The sequence below is a fragment of the Nautilia abyssi genome (genome assembly GCF_055388085.1).
Genome location: NZ_AP042376.1, coordinates 1,222,704 through 1,238,913 on the forward strand (window position 1 = coordinate 1,222,704; position 16,210 = coordinate 1,238,913).

19 protein-coding genes are annotated in these 16,210 nt (G+C 35.5%); 6 read left to right on the forward strand and 13 right to left on the reverse strand.

The window, feature by feature from the left end; translation table 11 throughout:
- Positions 1–229: 229 nt before the first annotated feature.
- Positions 230–745, forward strand: coding sequence for a formyltransferase family protein (locus tag ACZ5EP_RS06285; RefSeq protein WP_464508423.1), 516 nt, complete (start codon positions 230–232; stop codon positions 743–745).
- On the opposite strand, the gene ACZ5EP_RS06290 is transcribed toward ACZ5EP_RS06285, so the two are convergent.
- The 9 genes from ACZ5EP_RS06290 to ACZ5EP_RS06330 all read right to left on the reverse strand — a co-directional run bounded on the left by ACZ5EP_RS06290 (position 746) and on the right by ACZ5EP_RS06330 (position 8,163).
- Positions 746–1,036, reverse strand: coding sequence for a hypothetical protein (locus tag ACZ5EP_RS06290; protein WP_127679387.1), 291 nt, complete (start codon positions 1,034–1,036; stop codon positions 746–748).
- A gap of 60 nt (positions 1,037–1,096) precedes the next feature.
- On the reverse strand, positions 1,097–1,684 hold the full coding sequence (locus tag ACZ5EP_RS06295) for a uracil-DNA glycosylase (RefSeq protein ID WP_464508424.1): 588 nt from the start codon (positions 1,682–1,684) through the stop codon (positions 1,097–1,099).
- Positions 1,685–1,912: 228 nt separating this feature from the next.
- Complete coding sequence (locus ACZ5EP_RS06300; RefSeq protein WP_127679385.1) at positions 1,913–2,098, reverse strand: shikimate kinase; 186 nt, start codon at positions 2,096–2,098, stop codon at positions 1,913–1,915.
- Positions 2,082–2,585 carry a shikimate kinase gene (locus tag ACZ5EP_RS06305; RefSeq protein ID WP_464508425.1) on the reverse strand — a complete coding sequence of 168 codons (504 nt, stop codon included), beginning with the start codon at positions 2,583–2,585 and terminating at the stop codon, positions 2,082–2,084. Before ACZ5EP_RS06305 ends, ACZ5EP_RS06300 begins: the two co-directional genes overlap by 17 nt.
- On the reverse strand, positions 2,572–3,147 hold the full coding sequence (locus ACZ5EP_RS06310; protein WP_127679383.1) for an AMIN domain-containing protein: 576 nt from the start codon (positions 3,145–3,147) through the stop codon (positions 2,572–2,574). The genes ACZ5EP_RS06305 and ACZ5EP_RS06310 overlap by 14 nt, the downstream gene beginning before the upstream one ends.
- A complete protein-coding gene (locus ACZ5EP_RS06315; RefSeq protein ID WP_127679382.1) occupies positions 3,144–3,389 on the reverse strand; it encodes a septum formation initiator family protein in 246 nt (81 codons plus the stop codon). Before ACZ5EP_RS06315 ends, ACZ5EP_RS06310 begins: the two co-directional genes overlap by 4 nt.
- A 38-nt stretch (positions 3,390–3,427) precedes the next feature.
- The gene (eno, locus tag ACZ5EP_RS06320) at positions 3,428–4,693 is read right to left on the reverse strand and encodes a phosphopyruvate hydratase (protein WP_464508426.1); all 1,266 of its coding nucleotides are present in this window, start codon (positions 4,691–4,693) and stop codon (positions 3,428–3,430) included.
- Complete coding sequence (recA, locus tag ACZ5EP_RS06325) at positions 4,694–5,746, reverse strand: recombinase RecA (protein WP_464508427.1); 1,053 nt, start codon at positions 5,744–5,746, stop codon at positions 4,694–4,696.
- A 59-nt stretch (positions 5,747–5,805) separates the two neighbouring features.
- Entirely contained in the window at positions 5,806–8,163 is a 2,358-nt protein-coding gene (locus tag ACZ5EP_RS06330) for an EAL domain-containing protein (RefSeq protein ID WP_464508429.1), read from the reverse strand.
- Between the two features lie 117 nt (positions 8,164–8,280).
- Between ACZ5EP_RS06330 and ACZ5EP_RS06335 the strand changes: the two genes are divergently transcribed.
- Genes ACZ5EP_RS06335 through fliQ form a run of 3 tightly spaced genes read left to right on the forward strand, consistent with a single transcriptional unit; the run spans position 8,281 to position 9,902 of the window.
- The gene (locus tag ACZ5EP_RS06335; RefSeq protein WP_464508430.1) at positions 8,281–9,168 is read left to right on the forward strand and encodes a menaquinone biosynthesis family protein; all 888 of its coding nucleotides are present in this window, start codon (positions 8,281–8,283) and stop codon (positions 9,166–9,168) included.
- Position 9,169: 1 nt separating this feature from the next.
- A complete protein-coding gene (locus tag ACZ5EP_RS06340) occupies positions 9,170–9,646 on the forward strand; it encodes a type II toxin-antitoxin system PemK/MazF family toxin (RefSeq protein WP_127679377.1) in 477 nt (158 codons plus the stop codon).
- On the forward strand, positions 9,636–9,902 hold the full coding sequence (gene fliQ, locus ACZ5EP_RS06345) for a flagellar biosynthesis protein FliQ (protein WP_127679376.1): 267 nt from the start codon (positions 9,636–9,638) through the stop codon (positions 9,900–9,902). Before ACZ5EP_RS06340 ends, fliQ begins: the two co-directional genes overlap by 11 nt.
- Here fliQ and ACZ5EP_RS06350 read toward each other — a convergent pair.
- Both ACZ5EP_RS06350 and ACZ5EP_RS06355 read right to left on the reverse strand, forming a co-directional pair.
- Positions 9,895–11,547, reverse strand: a complete 1,653-nt coding sequence (locus ACZ5EP_RS06350) for a chloride channel protein (protein WP_464508431.1) — start codon at positions 11,545–11,547, stop codon at positions 9,895–9,897. The two genes, fliQ and ACZ5EP_RS06350, sit on opposite strands and share 8 nt — an antisense overlap.
- Positions 11,544–12,923 carry a chloride channel protein gene (locus ACZ5EP_RS06355; RefSeq protein WP_464508432.1) on the reverse strand — a complete coding sequence of 460 codons (1,380 nt, stop codon included), beginning with the start codon at positions 12,921–12,923 and terminating at the stop codon, positions 11,544–11,546. Before ACZ5EP_RS06355 ends, ACZ5EP_RS06350 begins: the two co-directional genes overlap by 4 nt.
- Before the next feature lie 89 nt (positions 12,924–13,012).
- On the opposite strand from ACZ5EP_RS06355, the gene ACZ5EP_RS06360 reads away from it, so the two are divergent.
- A complete protein-coding gene (locus ACZ5EP_RS06360; protein ID WP_464508433.1) occupies positions 13,013–13,774 on the forward strand; it encodes a UDP-N-acetylmuramate dehydrogenase in 762 nt (253 codons plus the stop codon).
- On the opposite strand, the gene ACZ5EP_RS06365 is transcribed toward ACZ5EP_RS06360, so the two are convergent.
- Entirely contained in the window at positions 13,771–14,727 is a 957-nt protein-coding gene (locus ACZ5EP_RS06365) for a DUF475 domain-containing protein (protein WP_464508434.1), read from the reverse strand. The genes ACZ5EP_RS06360 and ACZ5EP_RS06365 overlap by 4 nt on opposite strands.
- Positions 14,728–14,737: 10 nt before the next feature.
- The gene (nusA, locus tag ACZ5EP_RS06370) at positions 14,738–15,811 is read right to left on the reverse strand and encodes a transcription termination factor NusA (protein ID WP_127679371.1); all 1,074 of its coding nucleotides are present in this window, start codon (positions 15,809–15,811) and stop codon (positions 14,738–14,740) included.
- 152 nt (positions 15,812–15,963) lie between these two features.
- Here nusA and ACZ5EP_RS06375 point away from each other — a divergent pair, with 152 nt between their 5' ends.
- The gene (locus tag ACZ5EP_RS06375; RefSeq protein ID WP_015902014.1) at positions 15,964–16,194 is read left to right on the forward strand and encodes an HP0268 family nuclease; all 231 of its coding nucleotides are present in this window, start codon (positions 15,964–15,966) and stop codon (positions 16,192–16,194) included.
- Positions 16,195–16,210 lie beyond the last annotated feature (16 nt).

Here is a 16,210-nt window from a genome sequence, read left to right on the forward strand (position 1 = left end):
AAGTGTCTGTCACTGTTTACTTCGACAATTTAATTATTTCCCTCCAAATACGCTGTAAATATCTGTTTTACAGACAGTTTAAATTATTTGTTAAACATCTGTGCCGTTACAGATATACATTTTATATCATTATGCGCTCTGCGCTTTTTTCTTTTATATTATTCTTTGCAAAAAATATTCCCACGGCAAATCAAAACCAATATGATAAAATTCCACAAAAAGGCTTTAATTGAAAAAAATAGTCGTATTTTTCGGAAAAGGCGGTAGCAATTTTTTAAATATATTAAAACAGCAGAGTAATTACAAAGTAGTTTTAGGCGTAACCAACCGCGAAGACAGCGAAGTGCTAAAAAACAAAAATCTTCCTCCAATTCTCATAAGTAAAGACCACAATGAAATCTTATCAGAATTAAAACAGTTAAATCCCGATTTGATTGTTTTAGCTGGATATATGAGAATAGTGCCTGAATATATTATCAATGAATTCAAAGGCAAAATCATAAACCTGCATCCGAGTATTCTGCCTGATTTTAAAGGCCTTAACGCAGACAGGCTTTCATTTGAAGCCAAAAAATCAACCGGTATAACGATACATTACGCAGATATCGAACTTGACAGCGGAAGCATTATACTGCAGTATCATATTAATGCAGACAAATATAAAACTTTTGAAGAATATCATAAAGAGCTGAAAAAAGCCGAGCATAAATTTCTGCCGGCCATTGTAGAGATGCTTTGCGGGTAATTATTTAAGTTTTATAAGCGTTCCCATTCCGTAATAATCCATAACAGCTTCACCGTTTTCGTTAGTAGCAGGCGTTACCGTTACCGTAATATTTTTAACTCCGTCAGCTCCCATTTCCTGAGCCTGTTCCTGAAGCATAATAATAACCTGCTTAACGGCATCAGTCGGAAGCACGTCTTTATAAAGTCTGTTTTGTTCTACCCTTACGCTGCCGTATGCTATCGTAAAACTTTCATGAGGTTCTTGAATTTCTCCGAAACTCAAAATCTGATCGTTAATTTCTCTTGCCATTATATTCCTTTTTTTGGTTAATTATATTAAACTCATACATCAATGTAAAGTAAAAAAGTGTCATATAAGTGTTTTTAGGTTTTTAAAGAACGCTTCTAAAGATTCTCTTATATCTTTACGGTTAAATGCCAGGGGTGATGGATGGAAACAGAGTCCCACTTTGTATCCGTTTATATCATAAACACCGCATTTTTGTAAATTTTTAACCTCTTTTGCCCAAGGTATATATGAAAACGCTTTTATTGCTGAATTTCCCAAAAGAAGTATAAGAGCAGGATTTACTATTTCTATTTCATTTTCTAAAAGTTTTGCCCCGATTTTTAATTCGGAAGCTTTTGGCGTTCTGTTTTTATTTCCCTCAAATGTTCTGAAAGGAAAAGCGTTCGTAATTAAAAAATCTTCTGCCCTGCTTAAGCCGCTTAAATTTATTAAATAATTCAGGTTTTCCCCTGCTTTCCCGACAAAAGGCTGCTTCAGCCTTACTTCGTTAGCTCCGGGAGCCTCACCGATAATCATTATGGGATTGCTTCTTTTTTCAGGCAAATACGGATCATACACATCCGTAAAATCAATGTTTTCATTAATATATTTTTTTATAAAATCATTTCTTGTTTTATAAAAATCAAATAAACTTTCTTTCCAGTTCATTATTTCTCCGTTTTTATCTGCAATTATACCATCTCTTACAATAAGTGTCTGGCACTGTAAATAAAAACTGTTTTTCTTTAACGCTTACAGTTTGTATCGTGTTTTACAACCGAATTTTATATTTTTATTTTAATTTTAACAGTTTTTAATATCATAATATGAAAAAAACGGATAATAAAAATCCCTACACTGTCTGCTTACTACAAACGCATTAACTAAAAAAGCAAATTAAGCTTTTATATTTATGTTGGTTCCTCTGCCCGTCGCCGCTGCGGACATCTGCTCTACTTTCATAGTGTTTTCGAATGTTTTTTCCAAAATATCGCCTACAACGTTTTTTACCACATCCTGTGCTTTTTTCTGAACGTCTACCTGTATAGCCGTCCTCATGTCGGTATTATTTGATACCTGCATAATAATCCTTTATTTTTTGTAAAGTGTTTTCCAAACTGTTATTGTATATTACAATATCGGCTAGACGGGAATATATTTTATCTCTTTTGTCAAAAAGCTCTTTTGCTTTATCCAAATCCTGAAACAGAGGGCGTTTAGCTCTTTCCTCTTCGGTCATTCTTTTCAATATGTTTTCAAAATCAACTTTCAGATACACCACTTTGCCGGCTTCTTTTATTTCCGGTATAAATACAGGAAAACCCCCGCCTACCGAAATTATTGTGTTTTTGACGCTGTTTTTGATCCATTCAAAACATTTTTTTTCCATATTTCTAAAAGCTTCCTCTCCGTCGCTTTGAAAAATATCGCTGATTTTTCTGTTTTCAAAACTTTCAATCAGCACGTCTGTATCGAGAAAATATGTATTAAGCTCTTTTGCAAGCAGTCTTCCGACTGTGGATTTGCCGCTGCCCATAAAACCGGTTAAAATAAGGTTATTGGAGTTCAATTTTAATACCTTCTTGTGTCTTGGTCAGCTTATACATATATTTTGCGTCAAAGTATATAACAACCCTGTAATACCCGTTATGGTTACCTACGACCACTTTTTTGACAAACGAATTTTTAAGATATTTTTTAATAGTGAGAAAATCGGCGTCTCTTTTAAAATCAAGCACTATTCTAAAAGGCTTAACCAGAAAAAAGTTTCTTAAAAGTTTGTCTTTTGTCTGAATAAATATTTTTTTGTTTTTTATATACATTTTGAAAAGATCTAAAAAATTAAGCTCTTCCATCGGAAATTTTTTAGGAGTGTGTGATATGTAGATAGGCTTGTGAAAATCAATGTGTTTATTTATTTCTACGGTTTTTTCTTTAATATCTCCGCTTACGCTCTGATATACGAAAATTACTTTTTTTAAAACCCTTGCGTCACTCGGAAGATACACCTTGGCTTCTTTAAAATATGACGGGTTTACAATAATCGTGTTTTGAGGCTTGACAACCGGAACAAACGGGTTGATTCTAGCAAACAAGAACGTAAAAATAAATAAAAACAGTAATTTTTTCACTCGCCGCCTTCTAATTCTTTTAATTCAAAATACTCTTTTTGCAGTTTTTCATTTTTCTTTTTTAATTCACCCACATGAGTCTGAAGAGTTTTATATTCGTTTTGCAAATCCAAAAGCCTCATATAAGACCTGCTTCCAAACAGCAGATCATAAACATAAAAAGCAAATAAAAATGCGATTATTACAACAAGAGCTATTTTGTAATCAAATTTTTTCTGTTGTAAATCGTCAAAATCAATCATTGATTAACTCCGGTGAAAACAAAAAAAGTTTTCACCTTTTAAAATAGTTCTTTTCCGATATATTCTGCACCGGCAATGCTTCTTGTGATTTCAAGAAGTCTGTTATATTTAGCGTTTCTTTCACCTCTTGCAGGAGCGCCCGTTTTGATTTGACCGCTGTTCATAGCAACGGCAAAATCCGCTATAAACGCATCTTCACTCTCACCGCTTCTGTGTGAAACCACACAAGTATATCCGTTTCTGTATGCAAGTCTCATAGTCTGCATTGTTTCCGTTACGGTACCGATCTGATTTAATTTAATCAAAATAGAGTTAGCCACGCCTAAATCTATACCTTTTTTAAGGATTTTTTTGTTTGTTACGAATAAATCGTCTCCCACAAGCTGAATTTTGTTTCCTAATTTTGCCGTAAGGATTTTCCATCCGTCCCAGTCGTCTTCCGCCAAACCGTCTTCTAAAGAAACAATAGGATATTTATTGCATAAATATTCATAATAATCCACAAGCTCTTCCGCGCTTAATGTTTTGTTTTCTCCAGCTAAAACATATTTTCCGTCTTTATAAAATTCGCTGCTTGCAGCGTCAAGAGCTATATTAATCTGCTCTCCAGGTTTATATCCGGCTTTTTCGATAGCTTTTAAAATATATTCAATAGGCTCTTCATTGTTTTTAAAGTTAGGAGCAAATCCGCCTTCATCACCTAACGCTGTGCTGTGCCCGTCTTTTTCAAGAAGTTTTTTAAGCGTATGATATACCTCGCTGCTGGCTCTGAGCGCTTCCGCGAAATCATCAAAACCTGTCGGCATAATCATATATTCCTGTAAATCAACATCATTGTCCGCATGCGCTCCGCCGTTAATAATATTTAGCATAGGAGTCGGCATAATAACCGCATTAGATCCGCCGAGATATCTGAATAACGGCATATTAAGAGATTTTGCAGCGGCTCTGGCTACGGCCATACTAACTCCGAGAATGGCATTAGCACCTAGTTTGCTTTTATTTTCCGTTCCGTCAAGTTCAAGCATAATACCGTCGATTTCCGCCTGATCGTAAGGAGAAACGCCTATTAATTCGTTAGCTATTATAGTGTTTACATTTTCACACGCTCTCAAAACGCCTTTTCCTAAATATCTGTCTCCTCCGTCTCTAAGCTCAAGCGCCTCCAAAGCTCCTGTACTTGCACCGCTAGGTACGATTGCGCTTGCCTGAGTTCCGTCGCTTAAAGTAACTGTGGCTCTTACAGTAGGATTTCCTCTGCTGTCTAATACCTCATCGGCAAATATATCTTCTATGAATATCATTTACTCTCCTTTTAAATTTAATTCGTCTTCGTCTTTTTCAATAGCTTCTATCATATGAGAAAGTTCAACGCCCAAAGCGTCTTTAATTTTCTGTTCTATTTCCTGAGCCAGTTCAGGATGCGTTTTTAAATATTCTTTTGCATTCTCTTTACCCTGTCCCAGTCTGGTAGCACCGTAACTGAACCATGCTCCGCTTTTGTCAATTATGTCAAGCTTAACACCGTAGTCTAAAAGCTCTCCTTCTCTGGAAATACCTTTACCGAACATAATATCGAATTCGGCTATTCTGAAAGGAGGAGCCACTTTATTTTTCACTACTTTAACTTTAACCCTGTTTCCGACTTCTTTATCTGCCTGTTTAAGGGTGGCTATTCTTCTCACATCAAGTCTTACGGAAGAATAAAATTTAAGAGCGTTACCTCCTGTTGTTGTTTCGGGAGAACCGTATCCCATCATACCTATTTTCATTCTGATCTGGTTGATAAATACAACGGTTGTGTTCATTTTATGAATAGCCGCAGTAAGCTTTCTTAAAGCCTGACTCATAAGTCTGGCCTGAACACCAACCTGAGCGTCACCCATATTTCCTTCTATTTCCGCTTTAGGAGTAAGAGCTGCTACGGAGTCGATTACGATAATATCCACAGCCCCGCTTCTTGCAAGCGTTTCCACTATCTCAAGAGCCTGCTCTCCGAAATCAGGCTGAGAAACAAGCAAATTATCCACATCTACGCCTATATGTTTTGCATATATTACGTCAAGAGCGTGTTCCGCATCTATAAACGCCGCCACTCCGCCTTCTTTTTGAGCCTGAGCGATAATAGACAGCGCCAAAGTCGTCTTACCACTGCTCTCAGGACCGTAAATTTCAGTAATTCTCCCTTTAGGAATACCTCCGATTCCAAGCGCCATATCAAGCCCGAAACTTCCTGTGGGAATTGCAGCTATAGGCTCTATTTCTTTTTCGCTTAATTTAACCAAAGAGCCTTTCCCAAACTGCTTATCAATCTGTTTCATTGCAAGTTCAAGAGCTTTTTGCTTATTTGCATCCATTTAAATCCTTTTAGATAATATTATGCAATTATATCAAATGTATTTATTCTAAATTAATTTTAAAGTTTATTTTTTAAATTATCCAAAGGAACAGGTTTGCTGAAATAATATCCCTGAAGATAGTCAACTCCCAAATCTTTCAAAATAAGCGCTATTTCCTCATTTTCCACAAACTCCGCAACTACGGATAAATTAAATATTTTTGCCATATTTACAAGCGCTTTTACCAGTTTGTAGTTGTTAAGATTCTCATTAATGTTTTTAATAAGATATCCATCAATTTTCAGTATGGATACCGGCAGTTTTGAGAGAAGATAAGAAAGATTGCTGTGCCCGCTTCCGAAATCGTCAATCGCAAATTCCACATCGAGATTATGAAGGAATATCAAAAATCCCATAAGTTCTTCATTGTGAAGTTTTTCATCTTCCAAAAGCTCTATAATCAGTTTGTCTGCAACATTGTATTCGTCAATTTTAGTGATCAGATATTCCCTGAACTGTTCGTTTGCAAGTTCAAATGCCGAAAGATTTATCGAAAATTTGTAATCAAGGTCTTTAAAAGTTTTAAAACATTTATCAATCATAATTTTCTGAAGATCGATATACTGGCCTGTTTTTTTTGAAATCTCCAGAAAATGATAAGGCGGATAAATTTCCCCTTCATACTCTATTCTTATCAGACATTCGTATTTTTCCGTTTTATAATCTGACGCGTTTACTATAGGCTGTACGTAAGGGATTACACCGTCTTCTTTAATTACTTTTTTAAGTATATTTTTCCATTTTATATTGTTATGGTATTCTTTGACTATCGGAAGATGGTCGTTGTAAACCATAATATTTACATTTGAATTTTTATTGGTTTTTACAAATTTTAAAGCCATGTCGGCCTGAGGAAGGTTTTCTCCTATTCCGGCACTCATAGAAATTTCGACTTCTACACTTCCGTCTACTTTTATTTTCTGTTTTTCAACCTCTTCTATTATTTTTTTAACCCTTTCTTTCAATTCTTCAAGATCATCTCCTATTATTGCAAACTCGTCAGCCGGAAGTTTATACCCCAAATCAAGTTTCTTCAAAATTTCCGCTACTTTTTTTAAAACTTCGTCTCCCAGGTCCAAACCGTAAAAATCGTTTATTTCTTTAAAAGAGTCGATGTTTAATATAGCCACATACCTGTGATTGTCCACATCAACAAGAAGTTTTTCACGGTTAGGCAGACCGGTCAAAGGATCGGTAAAAAAGCTTCGAACAAGCTCCTGAGTTTTTTTATCTATCTCTTTTTGAAGATTTTTGTTCAGTTCTTGCAGTTTTTCGCTTTTGAAATGAATTCTTTTTTCGTATTTATCCACAATTATTGACAGAAGATTGTTTTCATATTTTGTAATAAAATATACGAGTATCAGAAAAATAACAGAAATAACTATATACATTACGAAAATATTAAATATCTCTTTTTTAATAAGCTCTTTTCTTTTTTTTACAATTTCTTTAATTTTGGAAATATCAAGACTGTCTATTATAAGCCAGTTAAACGGTTTGTATTTAGCTATAAAAGCTATACAGGTTTTATTTTTATATTTATATATGAGATATTTTTCATTCTCTTTAGAAATGTTTTTTATATACTCTCTTAGATATTCAAAATTTTTCTTACTGTCTACAAAACTGCCGTTTAAATTTTTATCAAGCGCATTAACAATAAATTTTCCGTATTCTCCGGGATTTTTGGTTGTTATTTTCACTATAGTCACATGACTGTTGCTGAAAAGAGAATTAACTGTGTTTAACAGATTGGCGATGGCGGACTGAATGTTTTTGTCTATTGTGGATTTTAATACCGCATTGGTTATAAAATATTTTTTTCCGTCAAATATATTCGTAAAAATCCTGCTGCTGGCATATATAGTCCCTTCCGGGGTATTTAACGTCAAAAAACCGTTATTGACAATTTTGCCTGAAAGTATTTCATTAATGAATTTTTTTCGTTTAGTTTTATTGTAATCTTTAAAATTGGCAAATATTTTATTCCCGTTTAAATCGCTCAGCGCAACAATAAAAAACGGATGTTTTTTTGCAAATTCGGAAAGGACGTATTTAAAATTGGAAGGATTTTCCTTCTTTAAAACATTTGACAGAAATATGACACTTTCTTTCAGTTTATGCAGATATTTTTTATTTTCTATTTTACTTATCTGGTTTATATAGTTGATTAAATTATACACTTCGTTTTTAACAATAGTTTTTCTTGTATACAGATAATCGTTTTGAATAAACTCTATCTCTTTTTTTAATGAGGTTTCTATAATAAAATATACGAATGTAAAACTTAATATTGAAAACAGTATTATTATTGAAAATATCGATAAAAAGTTAAGCTTTACAATCCTTTCTTTTAAACTCCCCACCCCTTTCATTCACAATCCTTTACACTGTTTGAGGTAATATATTATACTATATATAAAGCCTTAAAACAGCGTTTTGAGACAAAAAAGCCTATTATGATATAATTTTCCAAAAAAGGTGTAAGATTTATGAAAAATTTTATAATCGCACATTCGCCTGACGCAGACGATATATTTATGTACTACGCAATCAAGTTCGGCTGGATAACAGAATCCCTAACCGGAAAGCCGTCCAAAAAATATAAATTTCAAAACATTGCCGAAGATATTGAAACGCTGAACCAAAAAGCCTTAAAAAACATATATGACGTAAGCGCTATAAGTTTCGGTGTGTATCCCTTTATAAAAGACGAATACGCACTCTTAAGAACGGCTATAAGCTTCGGATACGGCTACGGTCCGAAACTTGTAAAATTAAAAGGAAAAAAACTAAAACCCAACTTCAAAGTGGCATTAAGCGGCGAATACACGACAAACGCCCTAATATTCAAAATAGCCTATCCAAAAGCCAGAATTGTTTACAAAAATTTTCTTGATATTGAAAAAGCCGTCCTTGACGGAGAAGTTGACGCCGGAGTGCTTATACACGAAAGTATTCTCACATTTAACGAACGGCTTGAAGTGGAAAAAGAGCTTTGGGATTTATGGGTAGATATGGCCGGTGAAACGCCTCTTCCTTTAGGAGGCATGGCAATAAGAAGATCCGTTCCGCTGATAGATGCGATAAACATTGAAAACATCCTGACACGAGCCGTTGAAGTGGCCAACAGACATAAAAACCTGCTTGCTAAGATGCTGATAGAAAGAAACCTCGTAAGGGTTGATGATAAAACGTTAGACAAATACCTTTCTTTGTATGCAAACGACAAATCCGTAGAACTTGACGAAGAACAGTTAAACGCAATCAATAAACTGTATGAAATAGGACATAAAGCCAAACTGCTGCCTAAAATAAAAGATATAAGAGAATATCTTATTCCCAAAGAATATAAAAATCTCAGATTCGAAGAAGAGTAAAATGGAAAAAGAAAAATTCAAAAAATGGCTTGAAAGAAACGAACTTTCCCTTAAATGCAGACCCAGAACCCAAAGAGCCAGTTATATTGAATTTTTCGAAGGAGAGTTTAAAGGCGAAAAAGTTCCTGAATTTAAAAGAGGCGAAGTTTATTTTGCCAAACTGACAGATTCCGCAAAAACCCGCCCGTTTTTAATTTATCAAAACGATTATCTGAATTTCGCTTGTTATGAAGACATATACCACACAGTAGTAGTCCTGCCTCTTTCAGGCCAGCTTTTAGGAGGGGATTACAGGGTGCTTATTAAAAAAAGGGATTTAATGACAAAAGACAGTGAAATAGTTGCCACCGCAATTGGTATAATATCAACAGGAAAAATAATTTTTTCAAAAGGCCTGGTTACGAAACTGACAGAAGAAGAAATGAAAAAAGTTGACCGGGCCGTCATGAAAGTATTAGGAGTTGACTTTGCAATCTGAAATTATAGCTTTGGCGGTTCAAACGTTAAAACTGGCTCTTTTGCTTGCGCTTCCGGCTCTTTTGGTAGGTATGATAGTAGGGCTTTTAATTTCCATTTTTCAGGCAACGACACAGATTAACGAAATGACTTTAAGCTTTGTGCCTAAAATTCTCGCTATAGCGGCCGTTCTGATTTTAACAATGCCGTGGATGCTTAATGAAATGACGGATTTTACAAAATACGTTTTCAGTTTAATTCCTACGTTTCTCAGATAAGCTTGTATCTGTCCACCATTGAAATATCTTTAAACAGTTTATTCAAATCCAGCATTCCGATGTATTTTCCCTCCTGATCCACATACGGCACATTGGATGCGGTCAGCAGCCCTATTGTTTTAATTATTTCATCCATTGAAGCGTCTTTATGCAGAATTATCGGATGTTTGCTCATCAAATCCCTAACCGTTGCGTTTTTGCTTTTAAAATATGATTTTCTCAAATCCCTTACGGAAAGAACTCCCACCAATACATTACTGTCGTTTACGACAGGCAGATATCTTATATGATGTTTTTTGAAAAGCGTTTTAACTTTTGATATTTTCATATTTTCGCTTACAGGCGGAACATCTAAAAGATATTTTTCAAATTTCAGATTTTTTAAAAACCTGAGCACTTTTTGATTTTCAATATCGATTCCTTTTTGGATAAGGCTTCTTTTAAAATAGCTTCCCGGCTCAAATTTAGCCACAATAAATGACGTTATACTGGCTGCTATCAGCGAAGGGATAAGCAGCTGATATGAATGCGTAAGTTCAATAATTATAATCGAACTTCTAAGAGGCGCCCTGGATATGCCGCTGAGCATAGCAACGCTTCCGACTAAAGCCAAAACTTTAGGATCCACATTAAAATGTATAAACAGATCTCCCAGAAAATATCCCCCAAACGCCCCTATAAAAATGGAAGGAGACATAAGCCCTCCGAAAAGACCGCTGCCTATTGCTATAATAACAGCAACAAACTTAATAACGGTAATGCTGAACACCTGTGTAAAAGTAAAACTGTCCTGAAAAAGAGCCGTTACGTAATTGTAACCGACCCCCATTGTTTCAGGAACGGCAACGATTAAAAGACCTACGATAAATCCGTTTAATATAACGATTTTGTCCCATTTGTGTTTAAATCTTATACGCATTTCCCTGAAAAGATCGAAAAAATAAGCCATTATAAGAGCCAAAAACGCAAAAAAGACACCTTCAACCGGAACGATGTAAAAATAAACATCCCTAAATTCCAGATGAGGAACAAAAAAGGCGGTATAATCCCCCAGATACTCCCTGGCCATCAGTGTAGCAGTAGAACATGCCACAATCATTGGAATAATAATATATGTGTTTATTTTTCCGAGTATTATTTCAATTCCCAAAATTATACCCGCAAGCGGCGCGTTAAAAGTTGCTGCTATTGCCGAAGAAACAGCTGCTCCGAGGTAAATGGGCATATTTACTTTTGAAGTTTTTACAAACATCAAAAACACTTCTCCGAAAAGACCTCCCAGTTTGGCGATAGGCGCCTCTCTTCCGACGGGAACTCCGAAACCAATATTTAAAGAAGTCAAAAACAGTACCAAAAATCCTTTAAGTATTGAAAAATTCCCTCTCATAATTGATATTTTTTTGGCTATGTTGTCAAGCGTTACGTTTGTTGTATTGATTAACAGCTTATGTATCAGAAAATGGGAAAACCAAAAAACAAGCGGCATTGTAAAAAGATAAAGATAAGGAGAATGAAATATATCTATTTTGTTATAAACCGTTTCGAAAAAATTAATAAGCCATCTGAACAGAATAGCTGAAAAACCGCCTAAAATCCCTATCACTACGGGAATAAACAGAAAATGTAAAAACTCTTCTTTTTTCATATTTTTTCTCTGTTATACGAAGAAAAATTTTTTAAATTGCCTTTAAAAATATTTTTCTGTCCGAGATACGTGCTGTATCCGAAACTTGTAAGATAACTGGTAATTACGGCCGCGGTCATAGGTATAACCACATCGTCATGGCTCATTTCCGTAATCATAACTATCGCGGCAAGAGGCGTTTTTGCTGCGGCTGCAAGTGCGGAGCCCATTCCCGCCAGCGTAAACGTCACCAGCTCCCCCGGAAAAAAATGCCCGAATATGTTGCCTATGGCAGAACCCATAATAAGCACTGGAAGAACCAGTCCTCCCGGAATTCCGAACGCCAAAGTAAAACTGGTTATAAAAAACGTGCTGAGTATTATTACCAGATCATCCTGTATGGAAAAACTGAAATTCGCCATTTTCGAAAGTATGGCCATATTAGCGGGCGCCGAAAGCACATCCATGTCTTTTGTAAAATAGTATAAAAACATTATCACCGGCACCGCAAGCAGAGTCCCCACTATAGGCTTTTTATGCATAGGAAAAATCCTGGAAACCTTTTGGGAGAAATGAAATATTATCGTATACATATAAATAACGGCCGAAATGGTAAGACCCATTAAAATAATATAAGGAATGGTATTCAAATCCCACACCGGCTTTCCGCTCAAATCTATAAAAGGATGATTACCCCTGAAAAACGAAAAAGTCAGATAACTTACAATAGAAGCCACAATCATAGGAATAAAAGGCCTGTAGTCAAAATCATACATATTTTCGAGTTCCATTGCAAAAATACTGCTCCCTAAAGGCGCTTTTAAAAGAGCACCCGTAAACGCTCCTCCTCCGATTAAACCCAAAAGATTTTTATATTTTCTGCTGAATCCGTATATTTTGCCTATCCATTCTCCAAAAGCCACCCCTAAAAAGAACGAAGGCCCTTCCCTTCCGGCTATAAATCCGCCTGAAAGCGTAAATACGGAAACTATAAATTTATGGATTATTACACTGAAACGAATATATTTTCTGGTTTTTAAATGAAGTATCGAAAAGCCTATTCCGGGTCCTTCCACTTCCGGATATCTTTTTATCGTATATCCCACAACCCATGCAACCAGAACCGGATAAATAAAAAAGTATATGACGTCTCTTGATAAAAAACCGTTTATGTTAACTACAATCAGATCCATTACGGAAGCCACTATACCCGTGGTAATTCCGACCGCAATGGCAAAAGGTAGCCACTTTCCCAAAAAAAACAAAATAGACAAAACGTCAATTTTCATATTGGATGATGTTATAATTTCTTTGAAAGATTCCTTGAAGTATTTATAGAATTCTATATTTTCATTATCGAACAACAAACGATAAAAAAATGATTTGATTTTTTTCATTTTTTCTCCTTGGAGTCTTTAATATTTTATTACAATAATATGAATTTATTATTAACATAACAAAAACTTATCTTTCTTTAAGGACAGGTATGATTATTGATTTTTCGAAACTTTCCAGTATTAAAATAGGTCCGAAAACGGAAGTAAAACTGTTAAACGAAGACAATTATGAAGGAGAGTTTATTATCGGCAGAGCCACAAACACCCTGATTTCACCGCAGGCCGAAAATCTTGCAATACTCGACGACAAATATAAATTTATAACAATAAAAAAAGGCTATCTGCATGTGGGAGGCAAAACGAACAACAGGGTGTTTTACACTTTCTGCAAAAAAAACAATATAAAAGGATTTGAGTTTTTAAGCAAACTGCCAGGCAGTATCGGAGGCAGTATTAAAATGAACGCGGGCGTTAAAGAATATGAAATATCCGACAGACTTATAGCCCTCAAAACCCTCAGCGGTATAAAAGAAAAAAAAGACATAAATTTCAGATACAGAAATTCTGATATATATGAACCGGTATTTGAAGCCGTTTTCGAACTTGAAGAAGGGTTTGATTTTGAACTTGATCTTAAACTGAAAAAACTCAGGGAAAATCAGCCGAAAGACCCTAGTTTAGGCAGCGTATTTAAAAATCCGGAGGGAGATTACGCAGGAAGGCTTATAGAAGCCGTCGGAATGAAAGGCATGGCAAAAGGCGGAATAAAAGTCAGCGAAATACATGCGAATTTTTTCGTAAATGCGGGAAACGGCACGTTTGAAGAGATGATATTTCTTATTGAAGAGGCGAAAAAAAGAGTTTTTGAAACGTTTGGAATAAAACTGGAAGAAGAAATAAAAATAATTTAGCGGTTTTCATATTTGGAATGTAAAAACGCTATTACCAGCAGTCCCAAACCGATGGTTCCGGTTAAAACTTCACCTACATGCATAAATATTTTCAAAAGCATAATAACCGCCAGAACCCCTATTGCATAATGGGCTCCGTGCTCAAGGTATTTGTATTCGTTTAAGACTCCTTTTTCAACCATCCAGATAGTAAGGCTTCTGACAAACATTGCGCCGATACCCAAACCTATCATAATCAAAAATATATTGCCCGTAATCGCAAACGCGCCTATTACGCCGTCGAAACTGAAACTTGCATCCAAAATTTCAAGATACAAAAATCCCATAAGTCCGTTTTTTGCACCTTCAACGGCAAACGCTTCATTTATACCGTTAAGCAGGGAATAAGTCAGCATACCCAAAAGATAAGCTATACCTATTTCATATGACTTTGAATCATAAATAACTATAATACCGATAACCGTCGCGACTATTAACGAAATATTGTTAACTTTACCCAGTTTTTCGGCATATCTCTCTACGGGTTTGATCCATCTTACGCTTTTATGTTCAAATAAAAAGTCCGTAAACACCAGCCATAAAAAGGCCCCACCGAACGCATATATGAGGTTTTCGCTTTTCAAAAGCACTTCATGATACTGATGAGGATGGTTGATCGCTATGTTTAAAGTTTCCATAATACCCATATTTGCCGCAACCGCAACTATCAAAATAGGGAATATAAATCTCATTCCAAATACGGCGATTACCATACCCCAGGTCAAAAACCGCCTTTCCCAGATTTTATCCATGTCTTTTAATATTTTGGCGTTAACAACGGCGTTGTCAAAAGATAATGAAATTTCTAAAACAGCCAAAATCGCGGTCAGATATACCGCACTGAAACCGCCTATAAAAAAAGAAAGGGCAAGGCCTACGGCCGCTATAATAAAAGAGACATAAAAATATTTCATCTACTCTCCGTTATATTTTAAACAAGTTTTCAAGCTTGCTAGTGTCTTTTGTTTTTTCTTCAGCGTCTTTTAGCTCTATTTTATATTTCGTAAGCATTCCGGCAAGTGTAATGTTTATACCGTTTTTTCCAATCGCTTTGGCTTTCTGGTCGGGATCGACTTCAACAACTGCTAAAGCCTTATCCTCATCCACCTGCACATTTTTGACTATTGCAGGAGAAAGTGCACGGGCTATAAAAATTTCAGGTTTTGGAGAATATTCTATTACGTCGATATTTTCTCCGTTAAGTTCGTTTGAAACGGAATTGATTCTAACTCCGTTTTTACCGATAATAGTTCCTATCGGTTCTACTTTAGGATTAAGAGAGCTTACGGCCACTTTGCTTCTCACACCCGGAATTCTCGCACTCGTATGAATCTTGATAATTCCGTCCCTGACTTCCGGCACGGCTGATTCTATAAGCTTTTCCAAAAATTTAGGATTCGTTCTGCTTAGCTCTATTGTTATACCTCTGTTTGTATCAAAATGAACGAATTTAAGCAGAGCTTTTAAAACATCCCCTACTTCGAATTTTTCGCCTTTGATTCTGTTTCTCATAGGGAGAACGCCTTTTACGCCTTCAAGCTCTACCCATGTGTTTTCTTCGCTGTCTACTTTTACCACTTCTCCGCTTACAATAGTGTTCAGTTTCGAAATAAGCTTTCTGTAAATTTCGTTTTCGAGAAGTCTTGTTATTTCTCTTTCAAATTCTCTCTGAAGGGCCATTGCGCCGCTTCTTCCGAGTTTTCCAAGATCAAGTTCGACTTTCAGTTTGTCGCCGATCTGCGCGTTAGGGTCAAACTCCCTCGCTTCATCAAGATAAAAATATTTTTCAGGCTCTTCCAAAGCGACATCGTCATTTCTTACTTCAAAAATCTGATAAATTTTGAGCTCTCCGTTTTCAATATCAACCTCTACGTCAATATCTCCTAAAACTTTTTTAGCAGTTTTGATAACAGAACGTTTAAACGCTTCTTTCACTTCGTCAAAATCAAGCCCTTTTTCATTTGCTACCAGTGATAATAAATCCAATACTTTTTCCACGATTTTCCTTTTTTAAGTTTGTATTCGGCAGTGGGTTTTTAGCGGTTAAAAAATATTTAACGACAACTGCTTGCTCACTCACTACATACTACCCACTTTTTTAGTTATAATTTTACAAAAATTTTTGCTAAAATAATAATAAAAGGATTACAATGACGTTAAAACTTATCAGTACTGATAACAACATCATAGAAAAAACGTATGAAGAGTTTTTAAAAGAGATAAAACCCAACTCATTTTTCTATTTTCACAAGGACACTTCGTACAAAGATCTTAAAGATCTTATCGACAAACTTGAAAACGACGGATATTCCGTATATTTCAGAGAAGTGAAATTCGGCCTTGACGAAGGCGCTTATATGTACGAACTTCACATAATCTAGGGCGGAAATTGAAAAA

Excerpts from the sequence above, each read along its gene's own strand:
- ACZ5EP_RS06290 (WP_127679387.1), bottom strand. The coding sequence starts at position 1,036 with ATGGCAAGAGAAATTAACGATCAGATTTTGAGTTTCGGAGAAATTCAA.
- ACZ5EP_RS06295 (WP_464508424.1), bottom strand. The coding sequence starts at position 1,684 with ATGAACTGGAAAGAAAGTTTATTTGATTTTTATAAAACAAGAAATGAT.
- ACZ5EP_RS06300 (WP_127679385.1), bottom strand. The coding sequence starts at position 2,098 with ATGCAGGTATCAAATAATACCGACATGAGGACGGCTATACAGGTAGAC.
- ACZ5EP_RS06315 (WP_127679382.1), bottom strand. The coding sequence starts at position 3,389 with ATGATTGATTTTGACGATTTACAACAGAAAAAATTTGATTACAAAATA.
- eno (WP_464508426.1), bottom strand. The coding sequence starts at position 4,693 with ATGATATTCATAGAAGATATATTTGCCGATGAGGTATTAGACAGCAGA.
- recA (WP_464508427.1), bottom strand. The coding sequence starts at position 5,746 with ATGGATGCAAATAAGCAAAAAGCTCTTGAACTTGCAATGAAACAGATT.
- ACZ5EP_RS06330 (WP_464508429.1), bottom strand. The coding sequence starts at position 8,163 with ATGAAAGGGGTGGGGAGTTTAAAAGAAAGGATTGTAAAGCTTAACTTT.
- ACZ5EP_RS06335 (WP_464508430.1), top strand. The coding sequence starts at position 8,281 with ATGAAAAATTTTATAATCGCACATTCGCCTGACGCAGACGATATATTT.
- ACZ5EP_RS06340 (WP_127679377.1), top strand. The coding sequence starts at position 9,170 with ATGGAAAAAGAAAAATTCAAAAAATGGCTTGAAAGAAACGAACTTTCC.
- ACZ5EP_RS06350 (WP_464508431.1), bottom strand. The coding sequence starts at position 11,547 with ATGAAAAAAGAAGAGTTTTTACATTTTCTGTTTATTCCCGTAGTGATA.
- ACZ5EP_RS06355 (WP_464508432.1), bottom strand. The coding sequence starts at position 12,923 with ATGAAAAAAATCAAATCATTTTTTTATCGTTTGTTGTTCGATAATGAA.
- ACZ5EP_RS06360 (WP_464508433.1), top strand. The coding sequence starts at position 13,013 with ATGATTATTGATTTTTCGAAACTTTCCAGTATTAAAATAGGTCCGAAA.
- ACZ5EP_RS06365 (WP_464508434.1), bottom strand. The coding sequence starts at position 14,727 with ATGAAATATTTTTATGTCTCTTTTATTATAGCGGCCGTAGGCCTTGCC.
- ACZ5EP_RS06375 (WP_015902014.1), top strand. The coding sequence starts at position 15,964 with ATGACGTTAAAACTTATCAGTACTGATAACAACATCATAGAAAAAACG.